Raw genomic sequence first — 15372 nt, forward strand, 5'->3', positions numbered from 1 at the left:
GGGAGAACGTCTGTGCGCAGATTGACGGCGGTTTTTGTATTTCTACTGGGCGGTCTGAGCAGCGCTGCCGCGGCCACCGAAATCCATTGTGATGGCCAGGAAGAAAACCTGAGTCGTTATCTGGCGCTATTTGAGGTCTTGTTTGTGCAGCGGGATGGCAGCCGCGCCGGCGAGTTCTATGCAGATGAATTCATTACTCACAACAGTGATGCCAATGGGGCAGGGAAGGTTATTGGCCGTCCGGCCCAGCTTGAGCGGATGTTTAATGCGTCGAAACAGGCCTCGCCAGACCGGGTTTTGGTGAATGACCTGATCATTTGCAAAGACGATATGGTATCGACCCGGATGACCGTATCTGGCACGCAGACGGGTGTGATGATGGGCGCGCCAGCAACGGGCCGGAAATTTCAGTTCACGGCGATGGATATTTTCCGGTTTGAGGACGGCAAGGTGTTGGAGCGGTGGGGCAATGCGGATCATCTTGTGCTGATCCGGCAGTTGGGCCTGGACGTTGACCTCGCATTGCAACCCATTTCCGACTGACAGTGCCGATTAACAGTACCGACTGACAATATCCAAACGCCTGACTGAGGTTTGTCTGATTGTTAAACATCTATTCTCGCTTTGGGGCCGTATAGAATGCGACCCTAATAGGAGAATATGAATGCAATGCCCTGAGTGTGAATCCTTTGTTGATATTTCGTTTCCTGAGACGGACCTCATATTTTGGCTACCCTTGGAATATTCCCATGAAAAGGTGATGTCGCTGTTGCAAGAGAGCAATTTCAAGTATGAAGTGCTTGAGCCGCAAGTTATTCGGGCGTCGCTGACAACGTCCTCTCTCAATCCGTTTCTGATTCAAATCGGCGGCACGCTGACCGGGCAGGAACAGCGCGGCTCAAATGCCCTGGCGCTGCCCAGAGGCACGAAGCCAGATTTTCGTAATCTGGCCCGCACGATGACGTTGGAGCGTATGGTGGGGCTGTCGGGTGGGCAGTGGCTGCAACACCTGATTCAAGAAGACCGGTTTACATCTTTTTTTCAGCCCATCATCTGGGCCGAAACCGGCGAACTGAAAGGGTATGAAGCCCTCTTTCGGGGCATGGAACCTGACGGCAGTATTTTGTCGCCAGGATACATCTTCGACACAGCAGAAACAGCTGGCATGATGTTCCAGGTCGACCTGGCGGGACGGCGGTCTGCGGTGCAAAACGCCGCGAAGCAAAGCATTGGCGATGCAAAATTGTTTATCAATTTCAATCCGACGGCGATCTATGACCCGTCTTATTGTTTGCGCACCACGGTGTCTGCGTGTGAGGAACTTGGGCTGAGGCCAGGACAAATTGTATTTGAGGTGACGGAAACGGATGAAGTGACCGACGTTAATCATCTGCGAGGCATCCTCAAATTTTACCGCAAAGCCGGGTTCCGCGTGGCGCTCGACGATGTCGGTGCGGGCTACGCGGGCCTCAATTTGCTGAGAGATTTAGAGCCCGATTATATGAAGATCGACCGGCATCTGATCATCGATATTGATGCCGACGATTTTAAGCAAAATATCGTTCAGCATCTGATTTCCATGGCCCACCGTCAAAGAATTAAAGTGATCGCTGAAGGCATTGAGACCCAGGCCGAGAGTGAGTGGTTAAAGGACGCCGGTGTCGATTTGGTGCAAGGATATTACTATGCCCGCCCAAGCGCTGAACTTCTGAGCAATGAGCAAAAGACCTCTGTCAGAGAGATTTTCAAACACCAGTGAATTTTACTTTGATGGAGTTTGGCGCAATTCTTGTTAGAGACTTTTTGACGCCATTTAAATCCTGCGTTGAGGCGGGGATCACGTCAATTAAGCCGTTAGATTTGCGAAGAAGAACGTCAACGTGGTCAGACCTAGAGCGATGTTTAACGGAGTTCAAAAAGTTGGGTTGAGACTCTAACTGCCTCAACAATACGTTGTCGTATTGATTAACCTCATCCGAGAAACCTTTGATTTTTTTCCTGATAGTTGAGGAGATGTCAGACCTAGCTTGGTTGGAGACTTGATAAAGTAAGTCGTTTTGACTGTATGTTTCAAGCAGCACAGAGACCAAATCGTCAAGACGTTCAGTTTTGCAAATTGCCATGAATTTTTTAGAGTTTGTTAGCGCCCGTTCAAATGTGCTCTCATCTACAGGTGAAGTTAAATCTGTGTCTCCAGCAAATTGCCGGGTCATCGGATTTGCGATGAGTTTGCCGCTTTCAAAAAGGGATTCGATGCTGTCCTCAACGCTCCAGCCACCCTTATGAGATCCAAATATGTAGTGAGATATGAGTCTTTCTGCCGGATTTCTGACAACTGATATCCAATTTGTGTGATCAGTTTTAAAGGGTGGCATGCCAAAGGGTATATGCCCTGAAGCAGACATAAATGAGTCAATGCCTGCGTTCAGCTGTGTTGTTGTTTCGGGTTTATCTTGTCCAAGGAATTGTTGGTAAAGGGTGCCTTGAACGTTAACAAACTGACCGTCACCTTTTTGACTCAAGGCCAGGAGTATAGTGCGCAAACTTGTGCCGCCCGATCTTGGAACATGCATAAAAACGATGGGTCTACGAGGATCGTTTTCATCAGTTTTGGCGGTCTTTGCGCGACGCACATATCGAAATTCTTCGGTGTTGCTTCGAGCTTTATTGGGAAGCGGCATGTTTTTATTTCTACCCGGCGAAAGATTAGCTTTCCTAGCGCCGAACCTTAGCAAGGTTCAAGCGCCGGACGGGATATATTGTTGACCAGAGCTCGTTTTAAAACGGGTCTTTATTGGTAAGTGTGCTCAGCACTGAATTGGCAAAAGTGCTCAGTACTGACTCGTCATGGCACCATCGTCCGCGCCGTCATAAGTGAGGAAACTGCTTTGTCTTACGATTAAGGCTAAACGGCTAACAGGAGCATAACTGTCAGACCAGCTATGAAGACTGCTGCTGCCACTAAAGAAGCGCCTAGGCTTATAAGAGTTGCCAATGCCTGACTGTTCCATGATGGATTATCAAATATCTCAGAAACCAGCCGCCACGCTGGGGCTGAACTGCGCGCAAGATAGCGTGCGACCGTCGCGCCGATGCCGCGGCGATGGGTTGTCTTGAAGGCATCGAGGGTGCGTGCCTTTGCGGTAGCCCGTCGCGCAGGGCGAGGGGCAGGGACATCCAGGGCCAGCAGGCTTTCAAGATCAACATCACGCATGGGTGGGCCTCGCAGTGTCGTCCGGCTGTAAGGTGCCGCTCAAGATTTTCCGGGCCTCATGAATACGCCAAGACACTGTGGTTTCGGCGCAACCTAGTGTATCAGCGGCTTCGCGGTGGCTGAGACCGTCGCGAAAGACCAGCAGCACAGCCGCTTTGATTTTGCGCGGGAGCTGATCAATCAGCCCCAGGGTTTCCCGTGCCGCGGCCTGACGCTCGGGAGAGGGCGTATTGGCGACCATATCGAACCCCTCGGGCAGGGGGCGCTCGTGCTTGCGGTAGGCTTTGCGCAACCAATCCTTGGCCGTGTTCTGGGTTAGGCGGTACAGCCACGTGGTGAATTTCGCCTCAAATTTATAGGTATGGAGCTTACGGGCCATTTTGATGCAGGTGTCTTGGGCGATGTCTTCCGCATCGGATCGGTTGCGGATCATCTGAAAGGCGATGCGGTAGATCAGCTCGTAGTGCTGATCGAACAGAACGGTGAAGGCGTTGTGGTCACCTGCGATGGCAGATTTAAGCAGGTCTGACTCAGGTGAAAACTCTACACTCCCGCTGTCGGCGGGCTGCTCTGGATATGGCTCGTATGGCACCTTCTCCGGCATCTGTGCTCTCCCTTCAGTATAGGGACGTGATAGAGCGTGATAGCCTTGGGTGAATTTGTGGCTTTTTTCAGGTCAACATAATTGAATTAATATTATTCATATAAAACAATAAGATATTTATTTTTTCTCATGTAAAAAATTAGCTATAAAAGCGATCTAACCCAAGTCCATCCAGGTCGATTTCTGGCGTGCGGCCAGAGATGAGATCGGCCAGCGCCTGCGCTGCGCCGCAGGCCATCGTCCATCCCAGGGTGCCATGGCCGGTGTTGAGGAATAGATTTGCATAGGATGTGCCGCCGATAATGGGCACGGAATCAGGTGTGGCGGCTCTAAGACCGCACCAGGGTTCGATTTGAGAATAGTCCGCAGCTTTGGGAAACAGCGATTGGGTGTCTTGGATGATGGGAGCCAGGCGGCGTGGATTGAGGGATTTATCCCAACCGGCTAGTTCTGCCGTGCCAGCGGCCCGCAAACGGTCGCCCAGACGCGTAACAACGATGAACTTGCTTTCGTCGGTAATGCTGCGGCTGGGCGCGGCGGGGGCGGCGGTGATGGCCGTTGTGAGCGAGTATCCCTTGGCAGGGTAAATCGGCACATCCAGACCTAATGGCCGCAGGAGCCGGGGTGTTTCACTGGCCAAGCAGACCACATAGGCATCCGCTTCGAGGGTGCCCTGATCTGTGGCGAGGCCCGTAATCTCGCGGTTGCGGGTGACTAGTGCCCTGACCGACGTGCCATAGCGGAAGGTGACGTTAGAGTCAGAAGCCACTTTTGCCAGCGCCTGGCTGAACAGCTGGGCATCACCGGTTTCATCATCTGGACTGAGCACGCCGCCAACCAAAGTTGTTCGCGCGTCGGCCAGGGCTGGTTCTTCGGCTAAGACCCCGTCGTGATCCAATATTGTTTGAGGAAAGCCCAAATCGGTCAGCTTTCTAGCCATTTCCTGGCCTTTTGCGGCGGCCTGTTGATCGCGGTAAATGTAGAGGATGCCGCCGGTGCTTTGGTCATACTGCAGGTTATAGCGCTGCCTGAGGGCTCCTAGCACCGTCCGGCTATAAGTGGCGACACGCAGGGCGCGTTCGAAATTAGTCGCTGAACGTGCCGTTGTGCAGTTGGCCAGAAACCTCAAACCCCAACGCCACAGGGCTGGATCCCATCTTAGGGGTTTAAACAGCAGCGGTGCGTCGGCCTGAAACATCCACTTAAACGCCTGAAACGGCATCGCCGGCGACGCCCAGGGGGCGGCATGGGTGGCCGAGACCTGACCGCCATTGGCGAAGCTGGTTTCCTGGGCGGCGCTGTTCTGGCGATCAATCACCACAACGTCATGCCCCGCCACGCTAAGCGCTTGTGCGGTTGTGATGCCGATCACGCCAGCGCCGAGGACCACCACCTTCATTGGGGCCACCTGTATTGCTGGTGGTCTGTCGTTCCGGATTTGAGGGTATGAGGCTGAGACATTATCACTTCGGACGTTATCACTCTATTTTCAGGCGATGTATAGACGATCCTAGGTCTCGGTGCCATGCTATGAAACGCAGGTCTAATCTGATCACAACAAGTAAATAGTCAACTATTTAAATGAACTCCATGCATGAGATTGAAGGCTTAGAGATCCTGAGCACGGCCCAAATGTATGCCGCCGATGCCGCCGCGATTGGGGCCGGCAGATCAGGAGATGCCCTGATGGAGGCCGCAGGGTTTCATGTTGCGGTCGAAATACGCAAGCGTTGGTCGCGACGGCGGGTCTTGGTGCTGTGTGGCCCAGGTAACAATGGCGGCGATGGATTTGTGGTTGCGCGGTTGCTGAAAAAGGCAGGGTGGCCGGTCCGGCTTGGGCTGCTGGGGGAATCTGACAAACTTAAAGGTGAGGCGGCCTTGAATCTTAAAAGATGGCAGGCCGTTGGCGGGCCTGTTGAGGACTTGGCCCCGGACCACGTGCCTTGGGCAGATTTGGTGGTCGATGGCCTGTTCGGGGCCGGCTTGGCACGGCCTTTAGACGGGGCTGCTCGGGAAACCATTGCAGCGGTGATTGAGCGCGGAGCCCCGTGCGTGGCCATCGACGTGCCCAGCGGTGTGTCGGGGGATACGGCTGAGATTATCGGGGACGCTGAGGGATTGGCACCGCCTTGCCATCTGACGGTGACGTTTTTTCGGCCTAAACCAGCGCATGTGCTGCTGCCGGGCCGGGATTTGTGCGGTGAGGTGCAGGTGGTCGACATCGGCATTCCAGACAGCGTACTCGACCAGATCAAGCCTTCAGCACGCGTCAATGGACCGGAAATCTGGGATCTGCGGTCTGCGACGCCGTTTGATCATAAGTACAGTCGCGGACATGCCGTGGTGTTCGGCAGTGCTGAAATGTCGGGCGCAGCGCGGCTGGCCGCTGCGGCGGCGCGACGGACTGGTGCGGGTCTGGTGACTGTCGCTGGTCCAGGGGACGCGCGTGCAGAATATGTTTGTGACGCCCCAGGGCTAATGTTTCAGGCGATCACCGAGGGGACGTTCACAGAGGCGTTGGCCGATCCGAGACGCACTGCCGTGGTGATGGGGCCAGGGTATGGGACTGGCGATCGGACCCAAGCGCAGGTGCTGGAGGTTTTGCGGGCCTCGAAATCTGGTGCGCGGGGTGTGGTTCTGGATGCGGATGCTCTGACCAGCTTTGCGGATCAGGCGGAAACCTTGTGGGCCGCGTGCAGGGATGCCGGATCTGTTGTTCTGACGCCGCATGAAGGTGAATTCTTTCGTCTTTTCAATGGAATAGACCACACTCTTGATAAAATAAATCGGGTGCAATTGGCGGCCCAAATGAGTGGCGCGACGGTTGTACTCAAGGGCAGCGACACCGTTATCGCGGCGCCTGATGGCCGCGTTGCTGTCAACGTCAACGCACCGCCTTGGTTGGCCACGGCGGGCTCCGGCGATGTGCTGGCGGGGGCCATCGGGGGGCTTTTGGCAGCGGGCATGCCTGCTTGGGCGGCGGCCTGCGCGGGCGTCTGGCTGCATGGGGCCGCGGCTCAGAAAGCGGGGGTGGGTCTCGTTGCCGAGGATCTTGTGACAGCTTTGCCTATCGTCTTGGGCTCCGCCTTGCCCGGCACTTTGGAGCAGATTGAAGGCCGACTTTAACCAATTTGTTGAGTGGTGGCTGCTGAACCTGTCGGATTTATCCACCATTTCGTCCCCGTATAGCGTGGAAGAGTGTTGCGTATTGGCGGCCTTACGATTAAACGAATGCGGCGTTACAGCCAGTTTGGCCGGAATGCGGGTGTGGCGGAATTGGTAGACGCGCCAGGTTTAGGTCCTGGTGGCTGCAAAGTCGTGGGGGTTCAAGTCCCTTCACCCGCACCATTCCGGGATAAATGGCCGCTCCTGGCGATCCATTGTCAGGTTTGACGACGCACTAATTTATGGCGGAGACGCCGCATATTCAGTCGAGCCAATAGGGCACGCTGATAGGACGCATGACTAAGGGTGAAAAGATGCAGATTACCGAAAAGACCTCTGAGGGCCTGAAGCGCGAATTAAGCGTAATCATTGCCGCCACGGAAATTGATGGAAAAGTGACCGATCGCTTGACTGAAGTGGGCAAGCAAGTCCGCCTTCCTGGCTTCCGCCCCGGTAAAGTGCCCATGAGCCTGCTGAGAAAGCGCTTTGGGGAATCTGTGCGTGGCGAGGTGATTGAAGCCACCATTCAGGAATCAACGCAGAAAGCCATTGAAGAAAAAGCACTAAAACCCGCCGTTCAGCCCAAGATTGATCTGGTGGCGTTTGAAGACGGCAAAGATCTTGAGTTCTCCATCGAGCTCGAGCTTCTGCCTGATATTGAAATGGCTGATATTTCCGCGTTTAAGGTTGAGAAACTGGTGGCCAAGGCTGGCGACTCTCAAATTGACGAGACCCTCACCAAGATGCTGGAAAACAACAAGAAATCCGTGCCCCTGGAAGATAAACGGCCAGCGGCAGAGGGGGATGTTGTGGTCATGGACTTTGTCGGTAGCGTTGACGGCGAGGAATTTGAAGGCGGCAAGGGCGATGATTTCCAGTTGGAGTTGGGCTCTGGACGGTTCATCCCCGGCTTTGAAGATCAAGTGGTCGGTATGGAAATCGATGGCAAAAAAGACGTCAAAGTGACCTTCCCGGAAGACTACCACAGCAGTGATTTGGCCGGGAAATCTGCCGTTTTTGCGGTCACACTCAAGGGCATCGAAGTGCTCGAAACGCCTGAGGCCGATGATGAATTTGCGAAGTCGATGGGCTTTGAAGATTTGGCCAAACTGCGCACGGCAATCGGCGAGCAGATCGAACAGGATTACACCTACCTGTCGCGCATGAAGGTGAAGCGGGAATTGCTCGACCATCTGGCTGACCATCACAGCTTCGATGTTCCAGAAACGATGCTGGACGCTGAATTCGACACCATTTGGAAGCAGGTTGAGCAAGCCAAAGAGACAGATCAACTTGACCCCGACGATAAAGGTAAGAGCGACGATGAACTGCGCAGCGATTACCGCGGTATTGCCGAACGCCGCGTCCGTCTTGGTCTGCTGCTGTCTGATGTCGGCGCCAAGAACAGCCTGACGGTTGCGCCCGAAGAACTGTCCCAGGCGATTGCCAGGGAAGCCTCAAGGTTCCCCGGCCAGGAACAAGCAGTGGTGAACTATTACCAGAGTAATCCTCAGGCCATTGAGCAGGTCCGTGCACCGCTTTTTGAAGACAAGATCATTGACTTCCTGCTTGAGCTTGCCCAGGTGACAGAGAAGACTGTGACGCCGGAAGAGTTGATTGAGCTGGCCGGAGCCACAGAAACCGATGGCCCCGTGCCAAGCGCGAACTAGAAATTTAAAGCTGGGACTTTAAAGCTGGCCGCGTTTTAACCTGAATTGTTGAGAGACCCGTATGCAGGACCGCGATCCGATTGAAGTTTATAACAATACCCTGGTGCCCATGGTGGTCGAGCAGACCAACAGGGGTGAGCGGTCTTATGACATTTACTCCCGGCTGCTGAAGGAACGCATTATCTTCCTGACGGGACAAGTGAACGACCAGGTTTCAACGTTGATTTGTGCACAACTTCTGTTTCTTGAGTCTGAAAACCCGACCAAAGACATCGCGTTTTACATCAACTCCCCTGGGGGTGTGGTGACGTCTGGTCTGGCGATCTACGACACCATGAAATACATCCGTCCAGATGTGTCGACGGTGTGCGTGGGCCAAGCCGCTTCCATGGGGTCGTTGCTCTTGGCCGGTGGTAAGGCGGAAAAGCGCTATGCCTTGCCAAATGCACGGATCATGATCCACCAGCCCTCGGGCGGGTTCCAAGGTCAGGCGGCGGATATCGAAATACAGGCGCGTGAAATTCTCGCCCTGAGAGCGCGCTTAAACCAGATTTATGTGGATCATACCGGTCAGACTCTCAAGGCCATCGAAAAAGCCATGGACCGTGACAATTACATGACGTCGGAAGAAGCCAAAGCCTTCGGCCTGATCGACACGGTTGTTACCAAACGGCCTAAGCCAGACGGTGATGAAGACGGCGATTCTGATAGCTCAAAGTGAGCGGACAAAGCGTTCATCGACGGGCTTTCCAGGGCGAATAGAGGGGTAAGACTGTTTGGGCCGCCCTTTCACAAATAGGGCATTAACCTGATATAGACGGATTTGTCGTTGTATTTGGCGGAAAGCCTCGTCTAACATCAGGCAACGCAAGATGTGGTGGCTAGACTGACGTGTACCCACAGAATCGGTTTAGCGCGCGGAGATAAAGAATGACTAAATCGTCCAGTGGCGATTCCAAGAATACCCTGTACTGCTCTTTCTGCGGAAAGAGCCAGCATGAAGTGCGCAAGCTCATTGCCGGGCCGACGGTGTTCATTTGTGATGAATGCGTTGAACTGTGCATGGACATCATCCGGGAAGAGAACAAGACCAACCTGGTGAAGTCTAAAGAAGGGGTGCCGACACCGCAGGATATCCTGACCGTGCTGGACGACTACGTGATCGGTCAGGCACATGCGAAACGTGTGCTGTCGGTGGCCGTGCACAACCACTACAAGCGTCTCAGCTCCAACGCCAAGAATGATGACATCGAGATTGCCAAATCCAACATCCTGCTGATCGGCCCAACGGGCTGCGGTAAGACCCTGTTGGCCCAAACATTGGCGCGGATTTTGGATGTGCCGTTCACAATGGCTGACGCCACGACGTTGACCGAAGCTGGCTATGTTGGGGAAGACGTTGAGAACATTATCCTCAAGCTGCTGCAAGCGGCCGACTATAATGTCGAGCGCGCCCAGCGCGGCATTGTCTACATTGATGAGATCGACAAGATCAGCCGCAAGTCGGATAACCCCTCTATCACCCGTGATGTTTCAGGTGAGGGTGTGCAACAAGCCCTGCTGAAAATCATGGAAGGCACCGTTGCCTCGGTCCCGCCACAAGGGGGACGTAAGCATCCGCAGCAAGAATTCCTGCAAGTGGATACAACAAACATTCTGTTTATCTGTGGGGGCGCTTTCGCCGGCTTGGACAAACTAATTGCCCGCCGTGGTAAGGGCACCTCAATTGGGTTCGGCGCAGACGTCCGCAGCGATGATGATCGCCAGACCGGTGAGATTTTGCGCGATATTGAACCTGAGGATCTGCTGAAATACGGCCTGATTCCTGAGTTCGTCGGACGTGTGCCGGTGCTGGCGACGCTGGAAGACCTCGACGAAGGGGCCTTGATCGAGATTCTGACGGCTCCCAAGAATGCGCTGGTGAAGCAGTATCAGCGTCTGTTCGATATTGAAAACGTCAATTTGAGCTTTACGGAAGATGCGCTGGCCGTGATTGCGCGCAAAGCCATTGCCCGCAAAACCGGTGCCCGTGGATTACGCTCGATCATGGAAAGCATTCTGCTCGACACCATGTTTGATCTGCCAAGCCTGGATGGCGTGGAAGAAATCGTGGTCAACGGCGAAGTCACAGAAGGCCGGGCCAAACCGCTTTATATCTATGCGGACCGCAAGGAAGACCTGAGCACGCCGGCCTAAAATCTTCCGGGTGAGCCGATTGCGCCAGCAGCATCGGCTCCCTACATAGAGTTATGTTCCTTGAAGCTGCCAAGCACTTCAGGTCAAAAAAATAACAAAAGGTGTCTCTAAAGTTTAGACGCCGGGTGCGTTCTTCCCCTGGATGCGCCATTTAGCGAGGTAAAACACGTGAGTTCCAATAAAGGTCAGCTTTATCCAGTTCTGCCGCTGCGCGATATTGTGGTTTTTCCGCATATGATTGTGCCGCTCTTCGTGGGGCGTGAAAAATCAGTGAAGGCCCTGGAAGATGTCATGGGGGATGATAAGCAAATCATGCTTGTTGCCCAACGTGATGCGGCTGTGGACGATCCAGCTGCTGACGACATATATGAGATTGGCACCATTTCGACGGTGTTGCAGCTTTTGAAACTGCCAGATGGGACCGTGAAAGTACTGGTCGAAGGCGGGCAACGGGCCAAGATTGTCGGCTACAAAGAAAACACCGAGTTTTTTGAAGCTTATGCCGAGGCTTTTGCTGAAGAGGCGGATGAAGAGCCGGACCTTGAAGCTTTGGCGCGCTCGGTGGTCACTGAGTTTGAGCAGTACATCAAACTGAACAAAAAGATTCCGCCGGAAGTGTTGGTGTCGATCAATCAGATTGAAGAGCCTGCCAAGCTCGCGGATACGGTTGCATCGCATCTGGCGCTTAAAATTTCTGACAAACAGGAATTGTTAGAGCTTGGTACGGTCGCTGAGCGCCTTGAGAAAATTTACGGCGTGATGGAAGGCGAAATCAGCGTTCTTCAGGTTGAAAAACGTATTCGCAACCGGGTTAAACGTCAGATGGAGAAAACCCAGCGCGAGTATTATTTGAATGAGCAAATGAAGGCCATTCAGAAAGAGCTCGGTGAAACCGAAGACGGGCGTGATGAAGCGTCCGAGTATGAAGAAAAAATTGCCAAATCGCGGATGCCCAAGGAAGCACGCGAAAAAGCTGTGGCCGAGCTTAAGAAGCTTAAGGCGATGAGCCCAATGTCGGCAGAGGCGACGGTGGTCCGCAATTACCTCGAATGGATCACTGACATTCCGTGGAAGAAGCGCTCGAAGGTCAACAAAGACCTTAAAGTTGCCGAAGACCAGTTGGACAAGGACCACTTTGGTCTCGATAAGGTCAAAGAACGCATTATCGAATATCTCGCTGTGCAACAACGGACCAAGAAACTCAAAGGCCCGATTTTGTGTCTCGTCGGTCCTCCGGGTGTTGGTAAAACATCGCTCGGCAAATCTGTGGCCAAGGCGACAGGCCGCAACTTTGTGCGGATGTCATTGGGTGGGGTGCGTGACGAGGCAGAAGTGCGTGGTCACCGCCGGACTTACATTGGGTCCATGCCCGGTAAAATTATTCAGGGCATGAAGAAGGCGAAAACGTCCAACCCCTTGTTCCTGCTCGATGAGATTGACAAGCTTGGTAATGACTGGCGTGGTGATCCGTCATCGGCGTTGCTTGAAGTGCTTGATCCCGAACAGAATGCGACTTTCCAAGATCACTATCTTGAAGTCGATTACGACCTTTCAGATGTTCTGTTCCTGACCACATCCAACTCGCTGCGCATGCCCGGACCACTGCTGGATCGCATGGAGATCATCCGGTTGTCCGGTTACACGGAAGACGAAAAGCTGGAGATTGCCAAGCGTCACTTGATCAGCAAGCAGATCGAAGTTCACGGTTTGAAGGAGCACGAGTGGAGCATTTCAGAACAGGCGCTGCGTGACCTGATCCGTTACTACACCCGTGAAGCTGGCGTCCGTAGCCTGGAACGTGAACTCGCGCGTTTGATCCGCAAGGCCACCAAAGAGATCATTGTTGATGAACTTGAGAGCATCAAAGTCACGCGCCAAAATCTAAAAAAATACGCTGGCATCAAAAAGTACCGCTATGGCGAAGCCGAGCGGGAAGACCTGGTTGGCGTCGTGACAGGCTTGGCGTGGACTGAAGTCGGTGGTGAGTTGCTGTCGATTGAAGCCGTGGTCATGCCAGGTAAAGGGCAGGTAACACTGACCGGTAAACTTGGCGATGTGATGAAGGAATCCATCCAGGCGGCGCGTTCGTTTGTGCGCAGCCGGGCTTTGGTTTATGGCATCAAACCGCGTGTCTTTGAAAAGAATGATATTCACTTGCATGTGCCGGAAGGCGCAACACCAAAGGACGGCCCGTCTGCTGGTGTGGGGATGTGCACGTCCATCGTTTCGGCGTTGACCGGAATTCCGGTGCGTAAAGATATTGCCATGACGGGCGAGATCACGTTACGCGGCCGGGTGCTGCCAATTGGCGGCCTCAAGGAGAAACTGCTGGCCGCGTTGCGCGGTGGTATCAAGACGGTGTTGATTCCAAAAGAGAATGAGAAAGACCTGGAAGAGATTCCAGATAACGTGAAACGGGATTTGAAAATCATTCCGGTCTCAACCGCTGATGAAGTTCTCGAGAAGGCTTTGACCCGGCCGTTGGTGCCATTGAGTCTTGAGGACGATGACAGTGATGAGCCAACGCCAACGAGCAAAGATGGGGATGCGGACGACGACGTTCTGGTCACGCATTAAGGCGGTTCGCCCGAGTCTTTTATGACTATAAAAAGCCCGGATTCTCAAGGTTTTCGCCTTGAAGATCCGGGCTTTTTCGTGAAAAATACGGTTTTTCCCAACTTGACATCCCTAAAAGTGCATTTTTCGGCAGTTTTCCACAGTTTTCCTTGGTTTTTTAGGAGTCGATGGATTGACGACGAAGGTATCCGGAAGCAAACTCCAGACCATCCCAGCGTTGAGAAACTGCGGTTTTTGAGCTGATTGTGAAAATGCCTGATTGTGAAAAAACCGTGGTCGTTAGAGAACACCATAACGTAGCTGGGATGTTCTCATTTAGATTCACCCAATAGACTTACAGATTAAGGGGTCAAACATGAATAAAAACGACCTGATTGCCGCAGTGGCAGACGGTACCGGATTGACGAAGGCAGATGCCGCTAAGTCAGTGGATAGCGTATTCGATACAATTACTGCCTCACTCAAATCAGGCGGCGAAGTCCGTTTGGTTGGTTTCGGGACCTTCAGTGTTGCCAATCGTGCGGCAAGCGAAGGCCGCAATCCCCGTACCGGTGAAAAAATCCAAATCCCTGCGTCCAAGCAGCCTAAGTTTAAGGCAGGCAAGGGCCTCAAGGATGCGGTGAACAAATAGACGGCCAGTCTATAAGGGTTCCGCACAAGTGCCGGTTGTTAACGCAGCCGGCACTTTTCGTTTCTTGAGACTTTTCATTTTGATAAAGCTGGCATAGTGTGCGGCGCTTGCTGTTATAGAGGCAGAATATTAAGGGCGATTAGCTCAGCTGGAAGAGCATCTCGTTTACACCGAGAAGATCGGCAGTTCGAACCTGTCATCGCCCACCATTTTTACAAAAGCGGGGCCAACCCAATAGAGGGGAATGGCCCTGTTTTTTTGTGGAGGATGCTATGGTGAAGCTTGGCCTGATCGGAAATGGCGCAATTGCTGGCATTGTGACACGTCACTGCGAGGCATCGGGGGGACGGCTGTCGATTGTCGGTGCGGCGGTCACGCCAGAAGATGGGCCAAGCGTCGGGCAACACCCGACCTTCTTAGAACTCTCAAAAGTTTTGGCGCTCAAGCCCAGCCTGGTGGTTGAATGTGCCGGCCAGCAAGCGGTTCAAGCGCATGGCCCGGCCATTCTGAGCGCGGGTATTGACCTGATGATCATCTCGGTCGGGGCCTTGGCCAATGATGCTTTGACAGAGGAATTACAGACAAAAGCCTCGCAAAACGGCGCGAAAATCTTGATTCCAGCAGGGGCGTTGGCCGGTTTAGATGCCATAACGGCGGCAAAGACGGCGGGGCTCACGTCGGTCAGTTTGACAACGCGCAAGCCGCCGCAATCCTGGTCCGGAGCACCGGGCGTAGCGGGAATTGATCTTGGTGCGATCACAGAGGCGACGGTTCTCTTTACCGGGACATCCCGCGCGGCGGCCCTGGCATTTCCCAAAAATGCCAATGTGGCTGCGGCTGTGGCGCTCGCCGGCCTGGGGCTGGATGACACCAGGGTCGAGCTGATTGCGGACCCAACGGTGTCGCGCAACATCCATAAAATTACGGCAGAGGGCGCTTTTGGTATCCTGAACGTGGAAGTTCAGGCCGAACCATCGCCGGACAATCCAAAGACCTCATATTTGGCCGCTTTGAGCATCATGCGCCAATTGGACCGGTTGACAGAGACGCTTGTTATTTGACGGATATGGCGAATTGATTTCGCCGCAAATTAAGGTTCTTTCCAGAGTCGTATGACGACGTCCGGTAATGCGGCCCGAAACCGCAGAAAACCCATATTTGTCAATGGTTAAGTTAGGGCTAAGTTGAGCGTGAGGTAGAGGTAAGTTGGCTTGACTTGTCTACGCAGCAACGGCTACACCAACGCCGGGTCAAGGACATTCAAAAACCGTTGCGAACGTTAAGATTGGTTCGCAGAAAAGAGTCTGAGTGTCTT

General features: G+C 53.5%; 13 protein-coding genes and 2 tRNA genes. 11 read left to right on the forward strand and 4 right to left on the reverse strand.

The window, feature by feature from the left end:
- Positions 1–12: 12 nt before the first annotated feature.
- On the forward strand, positions 13–543 hold the full coding sequence (locus RIC29_15035) for an ester cyclase (GenBank protein ID MEQ8736240.1): 531 nt from the start codon (positions 13–15) through the stop codon (positions 541–543).
- 121 nt (positions 544–664) lie between these two features.
- A complete protein-coding gene (locus RIC29_15040; GenBank protein MEQ8736241.1) occupies positions 665–1759 on the forward strand; it encodes an EAL domain-containing protein in 1095 nt (364 codons plus the stop codon).
- Here the strand turns inward: RIC29_15040 and RIC29_15045 are convergent.
- From RIC29_15045 to RIC29_15060, 4 genes are all read right to left on the reverse strand, one after another.
- Positions 1746–2681, reverse strand: a complete 936-nt coding sequence (locus tag RIC29_15045) for a sulfotransferase family 2 domain-containing protein (protein ID MEQ8736242.1) — start codon at positions 2679–2681, stop codon at positions 1746–1748. The genes RIC29_15040 and RIC29_15045 overlap by 14 nt on opposite strands.
- Positions 2682–2905: 224 nt before the next feature.
- Positions 2906–3214: a hypothetical protein gene (locus RIC29_15050; GenBank protein MEQ8736243.1), complete on the reverse strand. Its 309-nt coding sequence runs from the start codon at positions 3212–3214 to the stop codon at positions 2906–2908.
- Positions 3207–3818, reverse strand: a complete 612-nt coding sequence (locus RIC29_15055) for an RNA polymerase sigma factor (protein ID MEQ8736244.1) — start codon at positions 3816–3818, stop codon at positions 3207–3209. Before RIC29_15055 ends, RIC29_15050 begins: the two co-directional genes overlap by 8 nt.
- Before the next feature lie 139 nt (positions 3819–3957).
- Positions 3958–5226: a D-amino acid dehydrogenase gene (locus tag RIC29_15060; GenBank protein ID MEQ8736245.1), complete on the reverse strand. Its 1269-nt coding sequence runs from the start codon at positions 5224–5226 to the stop codon at positions 3958–3960.
- A gap of 173 nt (positions 5227–5399) precedes the next feature.
- Between RIC29_15060 and RIC29_15065 the strand changes: the two genes are divergently transcribed.
- From RIC29_15065 to RIC29_15105, 9 genes are all read left to right on the forward strand, one after another.
- Positions 5400–6944, forward strand: coding sequence for an NAD(P)H-hydrate dehydratase (locus RIC29_15065; protein MEQ8736246.1), 1545 nt, complete (start codon positions 5400–5402; stop codon positions 6942–6944).
- A gap of 135 nt (positions 6945–7079) precedes the next feature.
- Positions 7080–7166: transfer RNA gene (locus RIC29_15070), tRNA-Leu, on the forward strand.
- 131 nt (positions 7167–7297) lie between these two features.
- A complete protein-coding gene (gene tig, locus RIC29_15075) occupies positions 7298–8653 on the forward strand; it encodes a trigger factor (GenBank protein MEQ8736247.1) in 1356 nt (451 codons plus the stop codon).
- 61 nt (positions 8654–8714) lie between these two features.
- A complete protein-coding gene (gene clpP, locus RIC29_15080; GenBank protein ID MEQ8736248.1) occupies positions 8715–9374 on the forward strand; it encodes an ATP-dependent Clp endopeptidase proteolytic subunit ClpP in 660 nt (219 codons plus the stop codon).
- Between the two features lie 209 nt (positions 9375–9583).
- Positions 9584–10849: an ATP-dependent Clp protease ATP-binding subunit ClpX gene (gene clpX, locus RIC29_15085; protein ID MEQ8736249.1), complete on the forward strand. Its 1266-nt coding sequence runs from the start codon at positions 9584–9586 to the stop codon at positions 10847–10849.
- A 168-nt stretch (positions 10850–11017) separates the two neighbouring features.
- Positions 11018–13426: an endopeptidase La gene (gene lon / locus RIC29_15090; GenBank protein MEQ8736250.1), complete on the forward strand. Its 2409-nt coding sequence runs from the start codon at positions 11018–11020 to the stop codon at positions 13424–13426.
- 355 nt (positions 13427–13781) lie between these two features.
- A complete protein-coding gene (locus tag RIC29_15095; protein MEQ8736251.1) occupies positions 13782–14057 on the forward strand; it encodes an HU family DNA-binding protein in 276 nt (91 codons plus the stop codon).
- Between the two features lie 133 nt (positions 14058–14190).
- Positions 14191–14266, forward strand: a tRNA-Val gene (locus tag RIC29_15100).
- 63 nt (positions 14267–14329) lie between these two features.
- On the forward strand, positions 14330–15118 hold the full coding sequence (locus tag RIC29_15105) for an aspartate dehydrogenase (GenBank protein MEQ8736252.1): 789 nt from the start codon (positions 14330–14332) through the stop codon (positions 15116–15118).
- Positions 15119–15372: the final 254 nt, after the last annotated feature.

The sequence above is a fragment of the Rhodospirillaceae bacterium genome, from assembly GCA_040219235.1.
In the GTDB taxonomy this organism is placed as follows: domain Bacteria; phylum Pseudomonadota; class Alphaproteobacteria; order Rhodospirillales; family Rhodospirillaceae; genus WLXB01.

What these genes read in the sequence shown, in the direction of transcription:
- RIC29_15040 (MEQ8736241.1), top strand. Translation starts at nt 665, where the DNA reads ATGCAATGCCCTGAGTGTGAATCCTTTGTTGATATTTCGTTTCCTGAG.
- RIC29_15045 (MEQ8736242.1), bottom strand. Translation starts at nt 2,681, where the DNA reads ATGCCGCTTCCCAATAAAGCTCGAAGCAACACCGAAGAATTTCGATAT.
- RIC29_15050 (MEQ8736243.1), bottom strand. Translation starts at nt 3,214, where the DNA reads ATGCGTGATGTTGATCTTGAAAGCCTGCTGGCCCTGGATGTCCCTGCC.
- RIC29_15055 (MEQ8736244.1), bottom strand. Translation starts at nt 3,818, where the DNA reads ATGCCGGAGAAGGTGCCATACGAGCCATATCCAGAGCAGCCCGCCGAC.
- RIC29_15065 (MEQ8736246.1), top strand. Translation starts at nt 5,400, where the DNA reads ATGAACTCCATGCATGAGATTGAAGGCTTAGAGATCCTGAGCACGGCC.
- tig (MEQ8736247.1), top strand. Translation starts at nt 7,298, where the DNA reads ATGCAGATTACCGAAAAGACCTCTGAGGGCCTGAAGCGCGAATTAAGC.
- clpP (MEQ8736248.1), top strand. Translation starts at nt 8,715, where the DNA reads ATGCAGGACCGCGATCCGATTGAAGTTTATAACAATACCCTGGTGCCC.
- clpX (MEQ8736249.1), top strand. Translation starts at nt 9,584, where the DNA reads ATGACTAAATCGTCCAGTGGCGATTCCAAGAATACCCTGTACTGCTCT.
- RIC29_15095 (MEQ8736251.1), top strand. Translation starts at nt 13,782, where the DNA reads ATGAATAAAAACGACCTGATTGCCGCAGTGGCAGACGGTACCGGATTG.
- RIC29_15105 (MEQ8736252.1), top strand. Translation starts at nt 14,330, where the DNA reads ATGGTGAAGCTTGGCCTGATCGGAAATGGCGCAATTGCTGGCATTGTG.